This is a genomic window from Acidovorax sp. 100 (assembly GCF_003688355.1).
GTDB lineage: Bacteria > Pseudomonadota > Gammaproteobacteria > Burkholderiales > Burkholderiaceae_C > Acidovorax > Acidovorax delafieldii.
Genome location: NZ_REFD01000001.1, coordinates 313,849 through 330,579, shown reverse-complemented (window position 1 = coordinate 330,579; position 16,731 = coordinate 313,849). Strand labels below are relative to the sequence as shown.

At 68.0% G+C, this 16,731-nt stretch carries 12 protein-coding genes; 7 read left to right on the top strand and 5 right to left on the bottom strand.

Annotated features, from left to right (window positions below; all coding sequences use genetic code 11):
* Positions 1 to 64: 64 nt before the first annotated feature.
* Positions 65 to 1,792, top strand: coding sequence for a methyl-accepting chemotaxis protein (locus tag C8C96_RS25340; protein WP_121941196.1), 1,728 nt, complete (start codon positions 65 to 67; stop codon positions 1,790 to 1,792).
* Positions 1,793 to 1,867: 75 nt separating this feature from the next.
* On the top strand, positions 1,868 to 3,100 hold the full coding sequence (locus C8C96_RS01590; protein ID WP_121943826.1) for an HD-GYP domain-containing protein: 1,233 nt from the start codon (positions 1,868 to 1,870) through the stop codon (positions 3,098 to 3,100).
* A gap of 21 nt (positions 3,101 to 3,121) precedes the next feature.
* On the opposite strand, the gene C8C96_RS01585 is transcribed toward C8C96_RS01590, so the two are convergent.
* A complete protein-coding gene (locus C8C96_RS01585; RefSeq protein WP_121941195.1) occupies positions 3,122 to 4,063 on the bottom strand; it encodes a LysR substrate-binding domain-containing protein in 942 nt (313 codons plus the stop codon).
* Between the two features lie 152 nt (positions 4,064 to 4,215).
* On the opposite strand from C8C96_RS01585, the gene C8C96_RS01580 reads away from it, so the two are divergent.
* Entirely contained in the window at positions 4,216 to 5,199 is a 984-nt protein-coding gene (locus tag C8C96_RS01580) for a tripartite tricarboxylate transporter substrate binding protein (protein ID WP_121941194.1), read from the top strand.
* Between the two features lie 240 nt (positions 5,200 to 5,439).
* Positions 5,440 to 7,041: a gamma-glutamyltransferase family protein gene (locus C8C96_RS01575; protein ID WP_121941193.1), complete on the top strand. Its 1,602-nt coding sequence runs from the start codon at positions 5,440 to 5,442 to the stop codon at positions 7,039 to 7,041.
* 84 nt (positions 7,042 to 7,125) lie between these two features.
* Here C8C96_RS01575 and C8C96_RS01570 read toward each other — a convergent pair whose 3' ends face one another.
* From C8C96_RS01570 to C8C96_RS01555, 4 genes are all read right to left on the bottom strand, one after another.
* On the bottom strand, positions 7,126 to 8,031 hold the full coding sequence (locus tag C8C96_RS01570) for a DMT family transporter (RefSeq protein WP_121941192.1): 906 nt from the start codon (positions 8,029 to 8,031) through the stop codon (positions 7,126 to 7,128).
* A complete protein-coding gene (queA, locus tag C8C96_RS01565; protein ID WP_121941191.1) occupies positions 8,028 to 9,191 on the bottom strand; it encodes a tRNA preQ1(34) S-adenosylmethionine ribosyltransferase-isomerase QueA in 1,164 nt (387 codons plus the stop codon). Before queA ends, C8C96_RS01570 begins: the two co-directional genes overlap by 4 nt.
* Before the next feature lie 90 nt (positions 9,192 to 9,281).
* Positions 9,282 to 10,241: a 1-phosphofructokinase family hexose kinase gene (locus C8C96_RS01560; RefSeq protein WP_121941190.1), complete on the bottom strand. Its 960-nt coding sequence runs from the start codon at positions 10,239 to 10,241 to the stop codon at positions 9,282 to 9,284.
* Between the two features lie 3 nt (positions 10,242 to 10,244).
* The gene (locus C8C96_RS01555; protein ID WP_056065324.1) at positions 10,245 to 11,525 is read right to left on the bottom strand and encodes an HD-GYP domain-containing protein; all 1,281 of its coding nucleotides are present in this window, start codon (positions 11,523 to 11,525) and stop codon (positions 10,245 to 10,247) included.
* A gap of 110 nt (positions 11,526 to 11,635) precedes the next feature.
* On the opposite strand from C8C96_RS01555, the gene recG reads away from it, so the two are divergent.
* The 3 genes from recG (at position 11,636) to C8C96_RS01540 (ending at position 16,682) form a co-directional block, all read left to right on the top strand.
* Positions 11,636 to 13,795, top strand: coding sequence for an ATP-dependent DNA helicase RecG (gene recG / locus C8C96_RS01550; protein ID WP_121941189.1), 2,160 nt, complete (start codon positions 11,636 to 11,638; stop codon positions 13,793 to 13,795).
* Between the two features lie 41 nt (positions 13,796 to 13,836).
* Entirely contained in the window at positions 13,837 to 14,802 is a 966-nt protein-coding gene (locus tag C8C96_RS01545; RefSeq protein WP_056065331.1) for a LysR substrate-binding domain-containing protein, read from the top strand.
* A 146-nt stretch (positions 14,803 to 14,948) separates the two neighbouring features.
* Positions 14,949 to 16,682: a dipeptidase gene (locus C8C96_RS01540; protein ID WP_121941188.1), complete on the top strand. Its 1,734-nt coding sequence runs from the start codon at positions 14,949 to 14,951 to the stop codon at positions 16,680 to 16,682.
* The last annotated feature ends 49 nt before the right edge of the window (positions 16,683 to 16,731 follow it).

Here is a 16,731-nt window from a genome sequence, read left to right as displayed (position 1 = left end):
GCTGTGGCGCGGAGCATCCACGGTGTCTTGCCATCGACAAGAACACAGCAAAGGAAATGACATCGTGGAATGGTTCAAGAAGCTTTCGGTAGGGAGCAAGCTGATTGGCGGGTTTCTCGCCGTCGCGGCCGTGGGGGCGGTGATCGGGATCAACGGAGTCCAGAAATCGTCCCAGATCAATGATTTGGCCCAGCTGATGTATGAGCGCGAGATCGCTGGCATGTTGCATGCCACCGAAGCCAACATCAACCTTGTCGTCGCCGGGCGGGCCATGCGCAGTGCGCTGCTGGCGGTGTCGGAGCAGGAGCGCGCCACCCAATTGCAGGCCGCCGGCGAGAGCGTGTCGCAGGCACAGAGCGAACTGGAGCGCTCCGCCCAGTACTTCGTCACCGACAGCGGCAAGGCCCTGGCACGAGACGCTGGCGCTGCCTTGCGCGATTACGCAGCCGGGCTGGACCAGGTGGCGGCCTTGCTCAAGGAGGAGGAGCTGGCCAACGTGCGCGCCTCCACCGACAAGATGCGCACAGTGCGCACCCTGGCCGACAAGGCCGACGACCTGCTGGGCAAGCTGGTCGAGCGCAAGCGCAGCGACGCCAAGGCGCTCAACGATGAGACGGACGCGATCTACGGCCGCATCCGCGTGCTGCTGATCTCCTTGACGGCCGGTGGTGCCCTGGTGGGGCTCGCGATTGGCGTGGCCCTCACCCGCAGCCTCACGCGCGCGCTGGGCGGCGAGCCGGCCGCCGTGGCGCAGGCTGCCAATGCCATCGCTGCCGGGGACCTGTCCCTGCCCATCGATACATCGCGTGCCGGGGCGGGCAGTGTGGTGGCCGCGATGCACGACATGCAGCGCTCGCTGCGCAGCGTGGTGGGCACGGTGCGCGAGGCCAGCGACAGCATTGCCACGGGCGCCGGTCAGATCTCGGTGGGCAATGCCGACCTGTCCCAGCGCACCGAGGAGCAGGCCAGCAACCTGGAGGAGACGGCGGCCTCGATGGAAGAGCTGACCAGCACCGTGCAAAGCAGTGCCGACGTGTCGCGCCAGGCGGCCGAGCTTGCGCGCAGCGCCAGCGCGGCGGCCCACGATGGCGGCCGCGTGGTGGGGCAGGTGGTGGCAACGATGGCAGAGATCAACACATCGTCCCAGCGCATCTCCGACATCATCGGCGTGATCGACGGCATCGCGTTCCAGACCAACATCCTGGCGCTGAACGCTGCGGTGGAGGCGGCGCGTGCAGGCGAGCAGGGCCGTGGTTTTGCCGTGGTGGCGAGCGAAGTGCGCAGCCTGGCCCAGCGCAGCGCAGCGGCGGCGAAAGAGATCAAGGGCCTGATCGAGGACAGCGTGGGCCGGGTCGAGAAAGGCAGCCAGCTGGTCAACGATGCCGGCCAGGTGATGGACACCCTGGTGGCCCAGGTGCGCAGCGTGGCCGACCTGATTGGCGACATCACCACCGCCACGCAGGAGCAAACCGCAGGCATCAGCCAGATCAACGAAGCCGTGACCCAGCTGGACACGGTGACCCAGCAAAACGCCGCCCTGGTCGAAGAGGCGGCCGCCGCCGCCGACAGCCTGAACAGCCAGGCCCAGCAACTGGTGCAGGCGGTGGCCGTGTTTCGCCTGGGGCCGGATGCGCAGCGACCCGCCCCCGCGACCGGTCTTGCCGCGCCAGGGGCGCAGCAGCGGCTGGCCCCTGCACTGCCACGCGCGGTACAGAAGGCGGTACCGGGCGCCGGTACTACCGCCCGACAGGCGGCCCCGGCAGGCAATGGGGATGCCTGGACGCGTTACTGAACAAGGTGGTTGGTGGCATGGGCTGAACCCCGCCGGGTTCCCCATGCCAGGTAGGTCGCAATGGATGGTGCCCCTGTGTTGAAAAGGATTCCGGTCGATCAGGCCCTGCCGGGCATGTTCGTGCACGCGCTGGATGCGTCGTGGATGGCCCATCCCTTCTGGCGCAGCCGGTTTGCCCTGCAGGGGCAGGACGATGTGCTGGCCCTGCGCAGCAGTGGGGTGGCGCATTGCTGGATCGATGTCTCGCGCGGCGCGGATGTGGCTGCCGGGGCTGCATCTTTGCGCGAGAGCGGTGCATACACCCCGGCGGACCCGCCAGCCGCCCCTGCCACGCAGGCTGCATCCCTGCAGCACCGCGTCCCGGCCCGGGGCGATGCGGTGGCCCCGCCCCACCGCGCCGAACGGCTGGCAGTGAAGGCGCGCGAGGTGGTCCGGGCACTGTTCTGCCAGGCCCGTGCGGGGCAGGCGATATCCCTGGACCACAGCTTGGCCATCGTGGATGAGCTGACGGCCGCGGTGGCGACGCAGCCCGGAGCGCTGATCGGGCTGGTGCGCCTCAAAAGCAAGGACAACTACACCTTCGCGCATTCCGTGGCGGTGTGCACCTTGATGATCGCGCTGGCGCGCCAACTGGGTTTGGCGCCCGACCAGGTGCGGGAGGCGGGCATGTGCGGGTTGCTGCACGACGTGGGCAAGCTGCGGGTGCCAGGCCACATCCTGGACAAGCCGGGCAAGCTCACGCCCGAAGAGTTCCGGGTGATGCAGATGCACCCGCAGCACGGGGTGGAGATCCTGCGCCGTGGTGGCCAGGTACCGGACTCCGTGATCGACGTCTGTCTGCACCACCATGAAAAGATGGACGGCAGCGGCTACCCGCATGGCTTGCCACAGGGACAGATCAGCCTGTTGGCACGCATGGCGGCTGTCTGCGATGTGTATGACGCGGTGACCTCCGAGCGGGCCTACAAGAGCGCCTGGGACCCGGCCGTGGCCCTGGCGCGGATGGCGCAGTGGGAGGGGCATTTCGACCCGTCGATCCTGCACGCCTTCGTGCGGATGGTGGGTATCTACCCGGTGGGGTCGCTGGTGCGTCTGGCCTCGCACAGACTCGCCGTGGTGGTGGAGCACAACCCCGAGGCCCTGACGGCGCCCCGGGTGCGCGTGTTCTTCTCGCTGCGCTCTGGCTCGCACATCGAACAGCGGGTGGTGGACTTGTCCCGCACCGGCGAGGCAGACCACATCGTCGCGCGGGAGGACCCGCACACCCACGGGTTCATGCGGCTGGCCCACCTCTGGCAGCCGCAGTGACCGGAGTGCCTCAGCGGCTGTTCACGATCTCGCCGGGGACCGATTGTCAGCAGGCTCTGAGCCCGGCAGCTGTTCCTTGAGCAGTTCCAGAAACGCCTGCGCCGCCACCGGCAAGCTGCGCCCGGCCAGGGTCTGGATCTCGATGTCGCGCAGGTCCATGCCGGGGTCGCTGATGGGCAGGGCCACGATGGCGCCTTCGGCCACCAGGTGGCGCACGGCGATCTCGCTGGCCACCGACAGCCCGCCGCCCAGCTGCACAAAGTTGACCACCGTCTTGGCGTGGTTGCTGATGAGCACGGCCTCCAGCTGCAGGCCCTGGCGGCTGCAGACGATGTCGATCATCTGGCGCACCGTGGTTTCAGGAGGGGGCAGCGCGAGGGGGTACCCGGCCATCTGCGCCAGGGTCACGCTGCCTGCGCTGGCCAGCGGGTGGCCCGGGGGCAGCAGGGCCAGCACCGGCGCGCTCTGGCGGTAGGCCACGTCGATGTCCTTGTGCGGTGCGCGGCTGAAGCACAGGCCGATGTCGGCTGCGCCGCTGCGCACGGCGTCGGGCACCTGTGCCGTGGGCAAGGCGATCACGCTGAACTGCACCCCTGCGTACGTGCGCTGGAACTCCACGCACAGGCGCGGCACCAGCTCGTTTGCGAACGCATCCGATGTGGCCAGACGCACCTGCCCCGCACGCAGGCCCTGCAGCGCGCCGATCTCGCCCAGCGCGCGCTCGGCGTCCAGCAACGTGCGGCGCGCGTGCACCGCCAGGATCTCGCCCGCCGCTGTCAGCACCATGCCGCGCGGGTGGCGCTCAAAGAGGGGCGTGCCCAGCTGGGCCTCCAGCCCCGCGATCTGGCGGCTCAGTGCCGAGGCGGCCACATGCAGCCGGGCCGAAGCCTCGGTGAGCGATCCACTCTGCGCCACGGCCAGAAAGTAGCGCAGGGTGGTGTCTTGCAGCAGGTGGGGACGCATGGAGGAAGGGGCGGAGAGGGAGGTGTTCAGTATGCGCCGGTTTGCCGTGGTGGCAAAGCAGCTTGCTGAAATGCTGGTGGTCAAGCAAGGCGCAGCTTCCTAAGATGGTTCCATCCTCTGTTGTGTCCGATTTCTTTGCGGGAGTGCTCTGTATGCGTCTACTTTCCTGGGGCCGTGGTGTCTGGGGCCTGGCCGGCCTGCTGGTGCTGGCATCTGCCGCGCAGGCACAAGCCAACTGGCCGGACCGCCCTGTGCGGGTGATCGTGCCCTTCCCGGCCAGCGGCGCGACCGACCTGGTGGCGCGCGTGGTCACGCAGCGTGTGGCGGCCGACCTGGGCCAGCAGCTGGTGGTGGACAACAAGCCCGGCGCTGGCGGCACCCTGGGCACGGCCGAGGCGGCCAAGGCCGCACCCGACGGCTATACCCTGCTGCTGACCACGAGCAGCACACATGCCATCTCGCCCCACCTCATGCCCAAGCTGGCTTATGACCCGCGCAAGGACTTCACGCCGGTGGCCCATGTAGCCGACGCACCCAGCGTGCTGCTGGTCACCAACAGCCTGCCGGTCAAGACCGTGGGCGAACTGATTGCCTACGCCAAGGCCCACCCCGGCAAGCTCAACTACGCCACCAGCGGCAATGGCACCATCGTGCACCTGAACACGGCCGCCTTCAGCGCCCAGGCGGGTGTGGAGATGACGCACATCCCCTACAAGGGAACGGCCCTGGCCATCCCGGACCTGATTGCCGGGCAGACGCATGTGCTGTTTGACTCGCTGCCCACCGGCATGCCGCACGCCAAGGCCGGCCGCCTGCGCGCGCTGGCCGTGACCAGCGAAAAGCGCAGCACCCTGGCGCCCGAGCTGCCCACGCTGGCCGAATCTGGCCTGCCCGGCTATTCGTCGGTGACCTGGTTTGGTGTGTACCTGCCTGCCGGGGCATCCCCCGCGCTGGTGGAGAAGGTGCACAAGGCCTTCGCCAAAGCCGTGCAGGCGCCCGAAGTGGCCGAGAGCCTGGCCAAGCTGGGCGTGGAGCCCGCCGCACCGCGCACGCCCGCGCAGTTCGCCAGCATGGTGCAGGCCGATAGCAATCGCTGGGCGACGGTGATTCGCCAACACAAAATAACCCTGGAGTGACATCCCCCTGAGGGTTGCCACTCGGTGCGTCCGCCAGAGGCGGCCGCTCTTCGATGCCGTCCAAGCCTACGAAAGTAGGCTTGGAGCCGCGGCTCTCAGCCCCTTCTCTTGAATGGCGTTGCCAGTCGGGAAGGGGGACGACGCCCTCGGTGCGGGGCGGCCCTTCCTCGGCGTCCCTCGCTTTGCGCCGCGCCGGTTTCATGCAGCCCGCCCTGTGCGGGGCAACAGAGTCAGAACGCTATGAGTACCCCATCCCTCGACTGGTCCCTTCCCTACGCCTCAAACCGCAGCGCGGTCATGGGCCGCAACGTGGTTTCCACCTCGCAGCCGCTGGCCGCGCAGGCGGGCCTGCGCATGCTGCTGGCGGGTGGCAACGCGGTGGACGCCGCCATTGCCGCTGCCATGGCGCTCACGGTGGTGGAGCCCACGGGCTGCGGCCTGGGCAGCGACGGGTTTGCCATCGTGTGGGATGGCAAGGAGCTGCACGGCCTCAATGCCTCGGGCCGCTCGCCTGCGGCATGGACGCCTGAATACTTCGAGAAGCTGGGCGGCATTCCTGAAACGGGCTGGAACGCCGTCACCGTGCCGGGCGCCGTGTCGGCCTGGGTGGCCCTGTCCAAGCGCCTGGGCAAGCTGCCGTTTGCACAACTGGCCCAGCCCGCCATCGACTACGCGCGCAACGGCTTTCCGGTGTCGCCCACCATCGCCCGCCTGTGGGCGCTGGGCGCGGCCAAGCTGGGCACGCAGCCCGGGTTTGCCGAGTGCTTCATGCCGAATGGTCGCGTGCCCCAGGCGGGCGAAATCTTCCGCAGCGACGCCCATGCGCGCACGTTGGAGCTGATTGCCGAGACCGAGGGCGAGGCCTTCTACCGGGGCGTGATTGCCGAACGCATTGCCGCCCATGCGCAAGCCAACGGCGGCGCCATGACGATGGCCGACCTGGCCGCGCACCAGGCCGACTGGGTGGGCACCATCCAGCAGCGGTTTGGGGACTCGGTCATCCACGAGATCCCGCCCAACGGCCAGGGCATTGCCGCACTGATGGCGCTGGGCATGCTCGACGCGCACGGCATTGGCGCGCACCCGGTGGACGATGTGGAGACCGTGCACGCCAGCATCGAGGCCATGAAGCTCGCGTTTGCCGACCTGCACCAGTACAACGCCGACATCGACGCCATGCCGGTGAAACCGGATGCGCTGCTGAACCCCGACTACCTGCGCAGCCGCGCTGCGCTGATCGACACCACGCGCGCTGGCGACCCCGGCTACGGCGCGCCGCGCCCCGGCGGCACGGTGTATCTGGCGGCAGCCGACGCGTCCGGCATGATGGTCTCGTTCATCCAGTCCAACTACATGGGCTTTGGCTCGGGCGTGGTGGTGCCGGGCACGGGCATTAGCTTGCAGAACCGGGGCCATGGCTTCAACCTGGTCCCGGGCCACGCCAACCAGGTGGCGTCGCGCAAGCGCCCCTCGCACACCATCATCCCGGCCTTTGCGATGCATGTCGACGGCACGCCGCAGATGGCTTTCGGCGTGATGGGCGGCCCCATGCAAAGCCAGGGCCACACCCAGATGGCGCTGCGCGTGCTGCGCTACGGCCAGAACCCACAGGCAGCCGCCGATGCACCCCGCTGGCGCATCACCGGCGGCAAGGGTGTGGCGGTGGAGCCAGGGTTCGACCCCGCCGTGGTCGCCGCGCTGCGTGCACGTGGGCACGAGGTGACGGTGGAAGAGGGCAACGGCGTGTTCGCCTTTGGCGGCGCCCAGCTGGTGCTGAAGAACGGCAACAGCTACATCACAGGTTCGGACCCGCGCAAGGACGGGCACGCGGTGGCGTTCTGATCCCTGCCCAGACGGCGGGCTTGATGCTATTGAATATATAGCTGTTCGGGCATATTGCACTGGCGCTACCGGCTGTTTTGGTGCTTAACGTGTCTCGCGCACGGTCAGCCAGGCGCTGGCCGCGCCGCTGAGCACGATGGCCGCAATGCCCGCCATCGACCACGCATCGGGCACATGGCGGTACACCAGCCAGCCCGCCAGCATGGCAAACCCGATCTGTGAATACAGGAACGGCGCAATCGTCACTGGCGTGGTGCGCGCATAGGCGTTGAGCAGCAGCATGTGGCCCACCGCGCTCGACAGGCCCATGGTGAACATGCCGGCCCACAGCCACGGGTCGCTCACCGGCTGCCAGAAGAACGGCACGCCCAGCGACACCAGCGCGGTGGCGATCCAGCTGGTGTAGAGCTGCGTGGTAGCGGGGCTCTCGTGCCCAGCCATCTTGCTGCTCAGCACCTGGTAGCCCGTGCCCGCAGCCAGCATGCACAGCGGCCACAGCAGCGCCCAGGTGAAGGCATCACCGCCGGGCCGGATGATGGCCAGCGTGCCCGCCAGGCCCGTCACCACCAGCAGCCAGCGCAAAGGGCTCACCGGCTGGTGAAGCCACAGGGCCGCTACCACCGTCACACACAGCGGCACCGTGGCCACGATGGCCGTGAACTCCGCCAGCGGCAGGGCCGTGAGGCTGATGAAGCCGAACAGGCTGGTCATGGCGAACAGCGCGCCGCGCAAGGCCTGGAAGCGGGGCTGTGTGGTGCGCAGCGCCGTGCGCCCCGCGCGCTGCAGCACGAAGGCCGTGGTCAGCAGCGACTGGAATACATAGCGCATCCACAGCGCCATGACGATGGGCACACCCACACTGACCAGCTTGCTCGCGGTGTCCAGCAGCGCAAAGAACGCGCAGGCCGTGACGGCGAGCGCGATGCCCGCCAGCGCCGCACGCCGGCGGGCTGCAGGACTGGTCGACGGCGCAGGGCCGGGGGGACTCACGGCGTGCCGCGCGCACGCTCCAGCAGCATGGCGTCGCCATAGCTGAAGAAGCGGTACTGATGCGCAATGGCGTGCCGGTACAGGCCCATGATGTGGGCGTAGCCCGCAAACGCGCTCACCAGCATCATCAGCGTGCTCTTGGGCAGGTGGAAGTTGGTGATCAGCACATCCACCACCTGGAATGCAAAGCCCGGTGTGATGAAGATGTTGGTGTCGCCAGAGGCCTGGCCCGTCTTCGCCCAGGATTCGAGTGTGCGCACGGTGGTGGTGCCCACGGCCACCACGCGGCCGCCGCGCTGGCGGCAGCGCTCCAGCGCGGCCAGCGTGGCCAGCGGAATCTCGTACCACTCGCTGTGCATCTGGTGCTCGGCCAGGTTCTCGGTCTTGCAGGGTTGGAAGGTGCCTGCGCCCACGTGCAACGTGACGCTGGCGCGTTCGATGCCGCGTGCGGCCAGGTCGGCCAGCACGCCTTCGTCAAAATGCAGCGCGGCCGTGGGCGCGGCCACGGCGCCGGGGTTGCGGGCAAACACGGTCTGGTAGCGCTGGCTGTCCTCGGCCTCGTCGGGGTCGTGGTCGGTGTTTTGCTGGCGCTCGATGTAGGGCGGCAGCGGCAGGTGGCCGTGGCGGTCCATCAGCTCCCAGGGCGACTCGCCTGCGGGGCCGTGCAGCGCAAAGCGGAACAGCGGGCCGTCCTCGGTGGGCCAGCGGCCCAGCAACTGCGCGTCAAAGCCGCCCGCCTTGCGGCCACCGGCCATGTGCACCACGCTGCCGGGCAGGGGCTTCTTGCTGACCTTCATGTGGGCCACGACTTCGTTACCCGGGTTGCCAGCCTCGACGGGCAGCACGCGTTCGATCAGCAGCTCCAGCTTGCCGCCGCTGGCCTTCTCGCCAAAGATGCGCGCCTTGACCACGCGCGTGTCGTTGAATACGAGCAGGTCGCCTTCGCGCAGCAGTCCGGGCAGCTCGCGAAAGATGCGGTCTGCCGGCTGCATGGCGCGGCCATCGAGCAGGCGCGAGGCGCTGCGCTCGGGCGCGGGGTGCTGGGCAATGAGTTCGGGGGGCAGCGAGAAGTCGAAGTCGCTGAGGGTGAACACGCGGGGCGTGGAAGGGCCGCCGGAGGCGAGGGGCGCACTGGTTGCGCCGCTGGAGAGATCAGTCATCGTGCTTGAGGGCCGAACGGGCCCGTGCCAAGGTAAAAATTGCGGAAGGCGCGATTGTCCCACGGGGCAGCAGCCCCTGCAGGCGCGGTGCTAGGGCGAGGTGGTGAATGCCACCGGCGCCGGTACGCTGTGCACCAGCCGTTGCACGTCATCGGCCTGGGCCAGGGTGGTGCCCGGATGCAGCAAGGCGCCAGCGCCTGCGGCCACGCCCCAGCGCAGCGCCTCGGCGGGCGCATCGCCCCGGTCCAGCGCCCAGACCAGTGCCGCCAAAAAGCAGTCCCCAGCGCCCGTGGTGCCGGTCGTAGCGGGCACGTTCAGCGCTGGCGCCTGCCATACCCCCTCCCGCGTGGCCAGCACAGCGCCTTGCTCGCCCACCGAAAGGGCCACGGTGTCGGCGGCGCCGCTGCGCACCAGCGACTGGGCGGCAGTGCACCAGTCGGCCGCCTGTTCCAGGGGCTGTTGCAACAGGTCGCGCAGCTCGCGCAGGCTGGGTTTGACCAGCGCCACCCCGGCCTGCAATGCCGCCGCCAGCGGCGGCCCCGAGGTGTCGACGGCCACCCGCACGCCCCGGCCGGATGCGGCGCGTGCCAGCTGGGCGTAGAAGTCGTCCGGCGTGCCAGGCGGCAGGCTGCCGCTGGCAATCAGCCAGCGGGGTGGCGGTGTGTGGGTAGCCAGCGCATCCAGGCAGGCCTGCCACTCGCTGGCCTGCAGCATGGGGCCGGGCAGCACAAACCGAAACTCCTGGCCCGTGCTGGTCTCGACCACCGAAAAGTTCTCGCGCGTGTCGCCCGCAATGCGCTGCAGCCGCGTGGGCACGCCCTCGCCGGCCAGCAACTGCTGCACCTGGGCGCCCGCCGCGCCGCCCGCCAGTGCCCACGCGCTCACGTCCGCGCCCAGGCGGTGCAGCACCCGCGCCACGTTGATGCCGCCGCCCCCCGCAAACCGCCGCACCGGGCCGCAGCGCAGCTTGTGTGTGGGGGCCACGTGGTCGGTGGTGGTCGCCAGGTCGAGGGCGGGGTTGAGCGTCAGGGTGAGGATCAGTGCAGGCATGGGCTACCAGACCTTGTCGGAGAAGCCGGACCACAGCTCGTCCAGGTCGGGAAAGCGCCACTTCTCGGGGTCTTCGCGTGCCACGATCTTCTCATTGCAGTCCGGGGCGGCCAGGTTCACCACCTCGGGCGGAATGCGCAGGTCGGACTTGGTCGAGAAAAACACCTTGACGATGGGGGTGGTCAGCGCGGTGGGCGATTGCTCAGTCACGATGCCGATGCGGCCCGAGGTCAGCCGCACCAGCGAGCCCACGGGGTAGATGCCGATGCTTTTGACAAACGCCTGAAAGATGCGTGCGTCAAAGTGGTCCCTGGTCCACTCGGCCATGCGGCGCAGCGACTCGGCCGGGTCCCAGCCGCGCTTGTAGGGCCGGTCGGAGGTAATGGCGTCGTACACGTCGCAGATGGCCGTCATGCGGGCGATCACGCTGATGCCTTCGCCCTGCAGCTTGTCAGGGTAGCCCGAGCCGTCCACCTTTTCATGGTGGTGCAGGCAGGCGTCCAGCACGGCGTCGGGCACGTTGCCGCCCTCCTTGAGCATGTGGTAGCCCTCCACCGGGTGGCTGCGCACCACGGTGAACTCCTGGTCAGTGAGCTTGCCGGGCTTGTTGAGCACTGCCAGCGGGATGGCCGCCTTGCCCAGGTCGTGCAGCAGGCCTGCCATGCCAGCGAGCCGCTGCTGGTCGTCCTTGAGCTTGAGCTGCTTGGCCAGGGCCACCATGAGCGCGCACACCGCCACCGAATGCATGTAGGTGTAGTCGTCGGCCGTCTTCAGCCGCGCGAGGCTGATGAGTGCGCCGGGGTTGCGGGTGACGGAGTCGGAGATTTCTTCCACCAGGCTCTGTGCACTGGCCGAGTCCACTGCGCGGCCCATGCGGGCCTCGTTGAACATCGAGACTACCGCTTCCTTGGACTTGACGCAGATGGCGGCGGCCATCCTCAGTTCGCTGTGCATGTCCGCCGGTTGGCGGTCCCGCTTGGGGGGAGGAGGGGGTGAAGGCAGCGTCACCTTGATGGGGGGCAGGTCCTCCAGGCGGCTGAAGTCGGTCTCGATCTGCGCATCCACCTCTTCGCGCGACATCGACGCCGTGCCTGCGGCCACATCCAGGCCCTTGTCGGTGTCGATCCAGATTTCCTGAATGGCAGTGGCCTGGATGCGGGCGAGATCCTTGGGGTCCTTGAGCAGGAACTTGGCCCGCCAGAAGGGGTGCTCCATCCACGAGCCGCAAAACTCATGCAGGTACATGCCCAGGGTCAGGTGTTGGATTTGAATGCGCTTGAGCATGACGGGGCCCCGGACTCGAAAACACGCCGTGATCAGGCGTTAGCAATGGTAACCATGGTAGCCTTTTCAGGCTGCGATCTCCGCTCGTTTTCCCTAGCAAATTGCTCCCCATGCCCGCTGCCGCTCCTGCTCCCGCCAAACCCGCAGCGCGCTCCGCCGTCCCGGCCGCGCGTGGCCAGGGTGCGGCCTCGGTGGCGCAGAAGGCATTGCAAAAACTGGGCCTGCGCCGCGATATCGACCTGGCCCTGCACCTGCCCTTGCGCTATGAGGATGAAACCCGCATCACCCCGCTGGCCAACGCGCGCGACGGGCAAACGGTGCAGATCGAGGCCACGGTCACTGCCAGCGAGGTGCAGCTGCGCCCCCGCCGCCAGCTGCTGGTGCAGGTAGAGGATGACACCGGCAGCTGTGAGCTGCGCTTTTTCAGCTTCTACCCGTCGCACCAGAAGACCCTGGCCGTGGGCGCGCGCCTGCGCATTCGGGGCGAGGTCAAAGGCGGCTTCTGGGGGCGGCAGATGCTGCACCCGGCCTTCCGCGTGGCGGGTGGCGAGTTGCCCGCCGCTCTCACGCCCGTCTACCCCACCACCGCCGGACTGCCCCAGCCCTACCTGCGCCGGGCCGTCGTCAGTGCGCTGACGCGGGTGGATTTGTCGGACACCCTGCCACCCGGCACAGAGCCACCGATGGCCCGGGTTTATGGCCCCAATGGCCTGCAGCGCAGGTTCAGCTTGCGCGAGGCGCTCACTTTTTTGCACCATCCCACGCCCGATGTGGCGCTGTCCACGCTGGAGGACCAGAGCCACCCCGCCTGGCAGCGGTTGAAGGCGGAGGAGTTGCTGGCCCAGCAGCTGTCGCAGCAGCAGTCGCGGCGTGAACGCGACATGCTGCGCGCGCCGGTGCTGCGGCCCCGGCGCAGTGCCGACGGCGCCTTGCCATTGCACGAACAGTTGATGGGCGTATTGCCGTTTGACCTGACGGCGGCCCAGCGCCGCGTGGGCGAAGAGATCGCGGCCGATCTGGCCCGCCAGGTGCCCATGCACCGTCTGCTGCAGGGCGATGTGGGTTCGGGCAAAACCGTGGTGTCGGCCCTGGCCGCCTGCCTGGCCATGGACGCGGGCTGGCAGTGCGCGCTGATGGCACCCACCGAAATCCTGGCCGAGCAGCACTTTGCCAAGATGATCGGCTGGCTCGAACCGCTGCTGGCCGCACACGGCCGCAAGGTGGCCTGGCTGGTGGGCGGGCAAAAGAAGAAGGACCGTACTGCCATGCTGGCGCTGGTGGCCAGCGGCGAGGCGGCGCTGGTGGTGGGCACGCACGCCGTGATCCAGGACCAGGTGCAGTTCAAGAACCTGGCGCTGGCCATCATCGACGAGCAACACCGCTTTGGCGTGGCCCAGCGGCTGGCCTTGCGGCAAAAGTTGGCGGCCCACGGCATGGAGCCGCACATGCTCATGATGAGCGCCACGCCCATCCCGCGCACTTTGGCCATGAGCTACTACGCCGACCTGGATGTGTCGGTGATCGACGAGCTGCCGCCAGGCCGCACGCCCATCGTCACCAAACTGATTGCCGACAGCCGCAAGGACGAGGTGATCGAACGCATCGGCGCGCAGGTGGAGGCCGGACGGCAGGTGTACTGGGTGTGCCCGCTGATTGAAGAGAGCGAGGCGCTGGACCTCTCCAACGCCACCGCCACCCATGCCGACCTGAGCGAGGCCTTGCCGGGCTGCATGGTCGGCCTGCTGCACTCGCGCATGCCCACCGCCGAAAAAAAGGCCGTGATGGCGCTGTTCACCAGCGGCCAGATGGGCGTGCTGGTCAGCACCACCGTGATCGAGGTGGGCGTGGATGTGCCCAACGCCTCGCTCATGGTCATCGAACATGCCGAGCGTTTTGGGCTGAGCCAGCTGCACCAGCTGCGCGGCCGGGTAGGGCGCGGCGCGGCGGCATCGGCCTGCGTGCTGCTGTACGCCACCAACGACAGCGGCCGCGTGGGCGAAACCGCCAAGGAGCGCCTGCGCGCCATGGCCGAGACCAACGACGGCTTCGAGATCGCCCGGCGCGACCTGGAGATCCGGGGGCCCGGAGAGTTCCTGGGCGCCCGCCAGTCAGGCGACGCGTTGCTGCGGTTTGCCGACCTGGCCACCGATACCCACCTGCTGGAATGGGCGCGCGAGCTGGCGCCGCAGATGCTGGACCGGTATCCTGAGCTGGCCGCAAAACACGTGGCGCGCTGGTTGGGTGGAAAATCGGACTATCTCAAGGCATGAGACGCTCAGAACGACACTGACGTGGCCCGCAGGAACACACCATGACCCTCACCGAACTCAAGTACATCGTTGCGGTGGCCCGCGAGAAGCACTTTGGCCATGCGGCCGACGCCTGCTATGTGTCGCAACCCACGCTCTCGGTGGCCATCAAGAAGCTGGAAGAAGAGCTGGACGTGAAGCTGTTCGAGCGCAGCGCGGGCGAAGTCACGGTGACCCCGCTGGGCGAGGACATTGTTCGCCAGGCGCAAAGCGTGCTGGAGCAGGCCGCGGCCATCAAGGAAATCGCCAAGCGTGGCAAGGACCCGCTGGCCGGACCGCTCACGCTGGGCGTGATCTACACCATCGGGCCCTATCTGCTGCCCGAGCTGGTGCGCCAGTCCATCACGCGCACGCCGCAGATGCCGCTGATGCTGCAGGAGAACTTCACCGTCAAGCTGCTGGAGATGCTGCGCACGGGCGAGATCGACTGCGCCATCCTGGCCGAGCCTTTCCCCGACACCGGCCTGGCCATGGCGCCGCTGTATGACGAGCCCTTCATGGCGGCCGTGCCCAGCACGCACCCCTTGGCGGTTAAGAAGTCGGTCACGGCTGCCGAGTTGAAAAACGAGACCATGCTCCTGCTGGGGGCGGGCCATTGCTTCCGGGACCATGTGCTGGAGGTGTGTCCCGAGTTCGCGCGCTTTGCGAGCAATGCCGAGGGCATCCGCAAGTCGTTTGAGGGCTCGTCGCTGGAGACCATCAAGCACATGGTGGCCGCCGGCATGGGGGTGACGCTGGTGCCACGCCTGTCGGTGCCGCGCGACGCGTTGCTCACGGTGTCGCGCCGCCGCAAGAGCGACGAGACCTACATCCGCTACCTGCCCATCCGTGAGGAAGACGGTGGCCCGCCGCCCGTGCGCCGCGTGGTGCTGGCGTGGCGCCGCAGCTTCACGCGCTACGAAGCCATTGCCGCCCTGCGCAACGCCATCTATGCGTGCGAGCTGCCAGGCGTGACGCGACTGTCCTGAACGGCTGCTGGGCACTGATTCGCTTCCTGGAATCGGCGCTACACTCCCGCCGCCCCTGCACAGGTCTACCCGGCCCGGGCAGGCCCTGCTCCACGGCGCCCTCTGCCCATCGGCGGTCGGTGCCTTTGCCCCCACAAGAGGTTCCTATGAAGACGCTTTGGCTCACCGCCACGCTGGTTGCCGCCCTGACGGCTTGCTCCACCCCAACCCCCCCACCCGCAGCCCAGACGCTGAAGAAGCCTGCGCTCGACCGCATTGCAGCCGCGCCTGCCGCCGCTGCCGCAGCGGACTTCCGCCAGTTCCTGGCGCTGGCTGCACAGATGCAGCCACAGCTGCAGACCGCCGTGTCGGGTTATCTGGCGCACAAGCCTTTGGTGGGTGATGACCTGGTCAACATCAGCCGCTTGCTGGGGCTGCACAACCGCTTGCGCAACCAGGCGGCGGTGATCGACGCCACGGCGAAGATGGTGGCCATTCCCACGGTGCGGGCCGACAAGGTGCAGCCGCACGAGGACAAGCACATCATCGCGTTCGGTGCCTTGGTCGAAGGGATGGCCAAGGACTTTGGCCTGCAGTACCGCAATGTGGACAACCGTATCTTTGAAGTGAAGCTGCCCGGCAGTGGCCCCGAAGAATTCGGCATCCTCACCCATGCCGACGTGGTGCCCGTGGTGGCCGACGAATGGGTGCTGGACGATGGCACGAAGCTTGACCCCTTCCAGCTGACCCGCGTGGGCGGCAACTTGTATGGCCGGGGCTCCATTGACGACAAGGGCTCCATCGCCACCGTGCTGTTTGCGATGAAGGCCGTCAAGGACAGCGGCCTGCCGCTGGCGCGCACCATCCGACTCATGATCGAAACCACCGAAGAAACCGGTGGCGACGCGATGAAGTACTACCGCGCCAAGACCTCGCTGCCTGAGTACAACATCGTGCTCGATAGCAAATATCCTGCGGTGGTGGCCGAGAAGGGCTCGGGTGCGCTGCGCACCACCTTTGCCTTGGGCGCCGCTGCAGGCAACCAGCCCACCATCGTGGCCATGGCGGGCGCCGCATCGGCCAACGCCGTGCCCCAGACGGCCACGGCCCGCCTGCGTGGCGGCAACGCCGATGCCACCACCCGCCAGCTCAGTGCTGGCAAGGACGCCTTTATCGGCAAATACACCAGCCAGGGCGGCAAGTTCAGCATCGATGTGGCGCGTGAAGGCGCAGACGTCTTGGTCAAGGTCACGGGCGCATCGGCTCACGGCTCGCGCCCCGAAGAAGGCGTGAATCCGCTGCCGCGCCTGGCGCTGTTCATCAAGGAGTCGGGCCTAGTGCTGGCCCCCAACGGCTACGCGCAGGCCGTGCGTTACCTCACAGACCTGTATGGCACCGACTACCTGGGTCGTACGATGGGGCTGGCCTACAGCGATGACTTCATGGGCCCGCTCACGATGTCTCCCAACCTCATCCGCGAAAAGGATGGCAAGGTCGATGTGCTGGTGAACGTGCGCATGCCCCGTGGCAACACGCCCGAAGCACTGGCCAAAGCCACCACCGAACGCATCAAGGCCTGGGGCACCCAGGCCGGCGTGGCGGTGGAGGTGGACCACAACCAAGGCAACTGGATGGCCCGCGACCCCAAGGGCGCCTGGCTGGCCACGTTGCTCAACACCTTTGGCGACACCACCGGCCTCGAAGCCAAGCCCGTGCCCACGGCCGGCAGCACCACCGCCAAGCTGATGCCCAACGCCATCAACTTTGGCCCTGCCATGCCTGGCAAGAAGTACACCGCCCACAATGCCAAGGAGTTCAAGGAAGTGGCGGACCTGGATGCCGACATGCAGATGTTCACCGAGATGCTGGTGCGCATTGGCAACTTGCCGCACATGCAATAAGCCTGTGGGGCTTGGCTCCGCTTGCGCTTTCTTGACCCAGGTGCAAGGC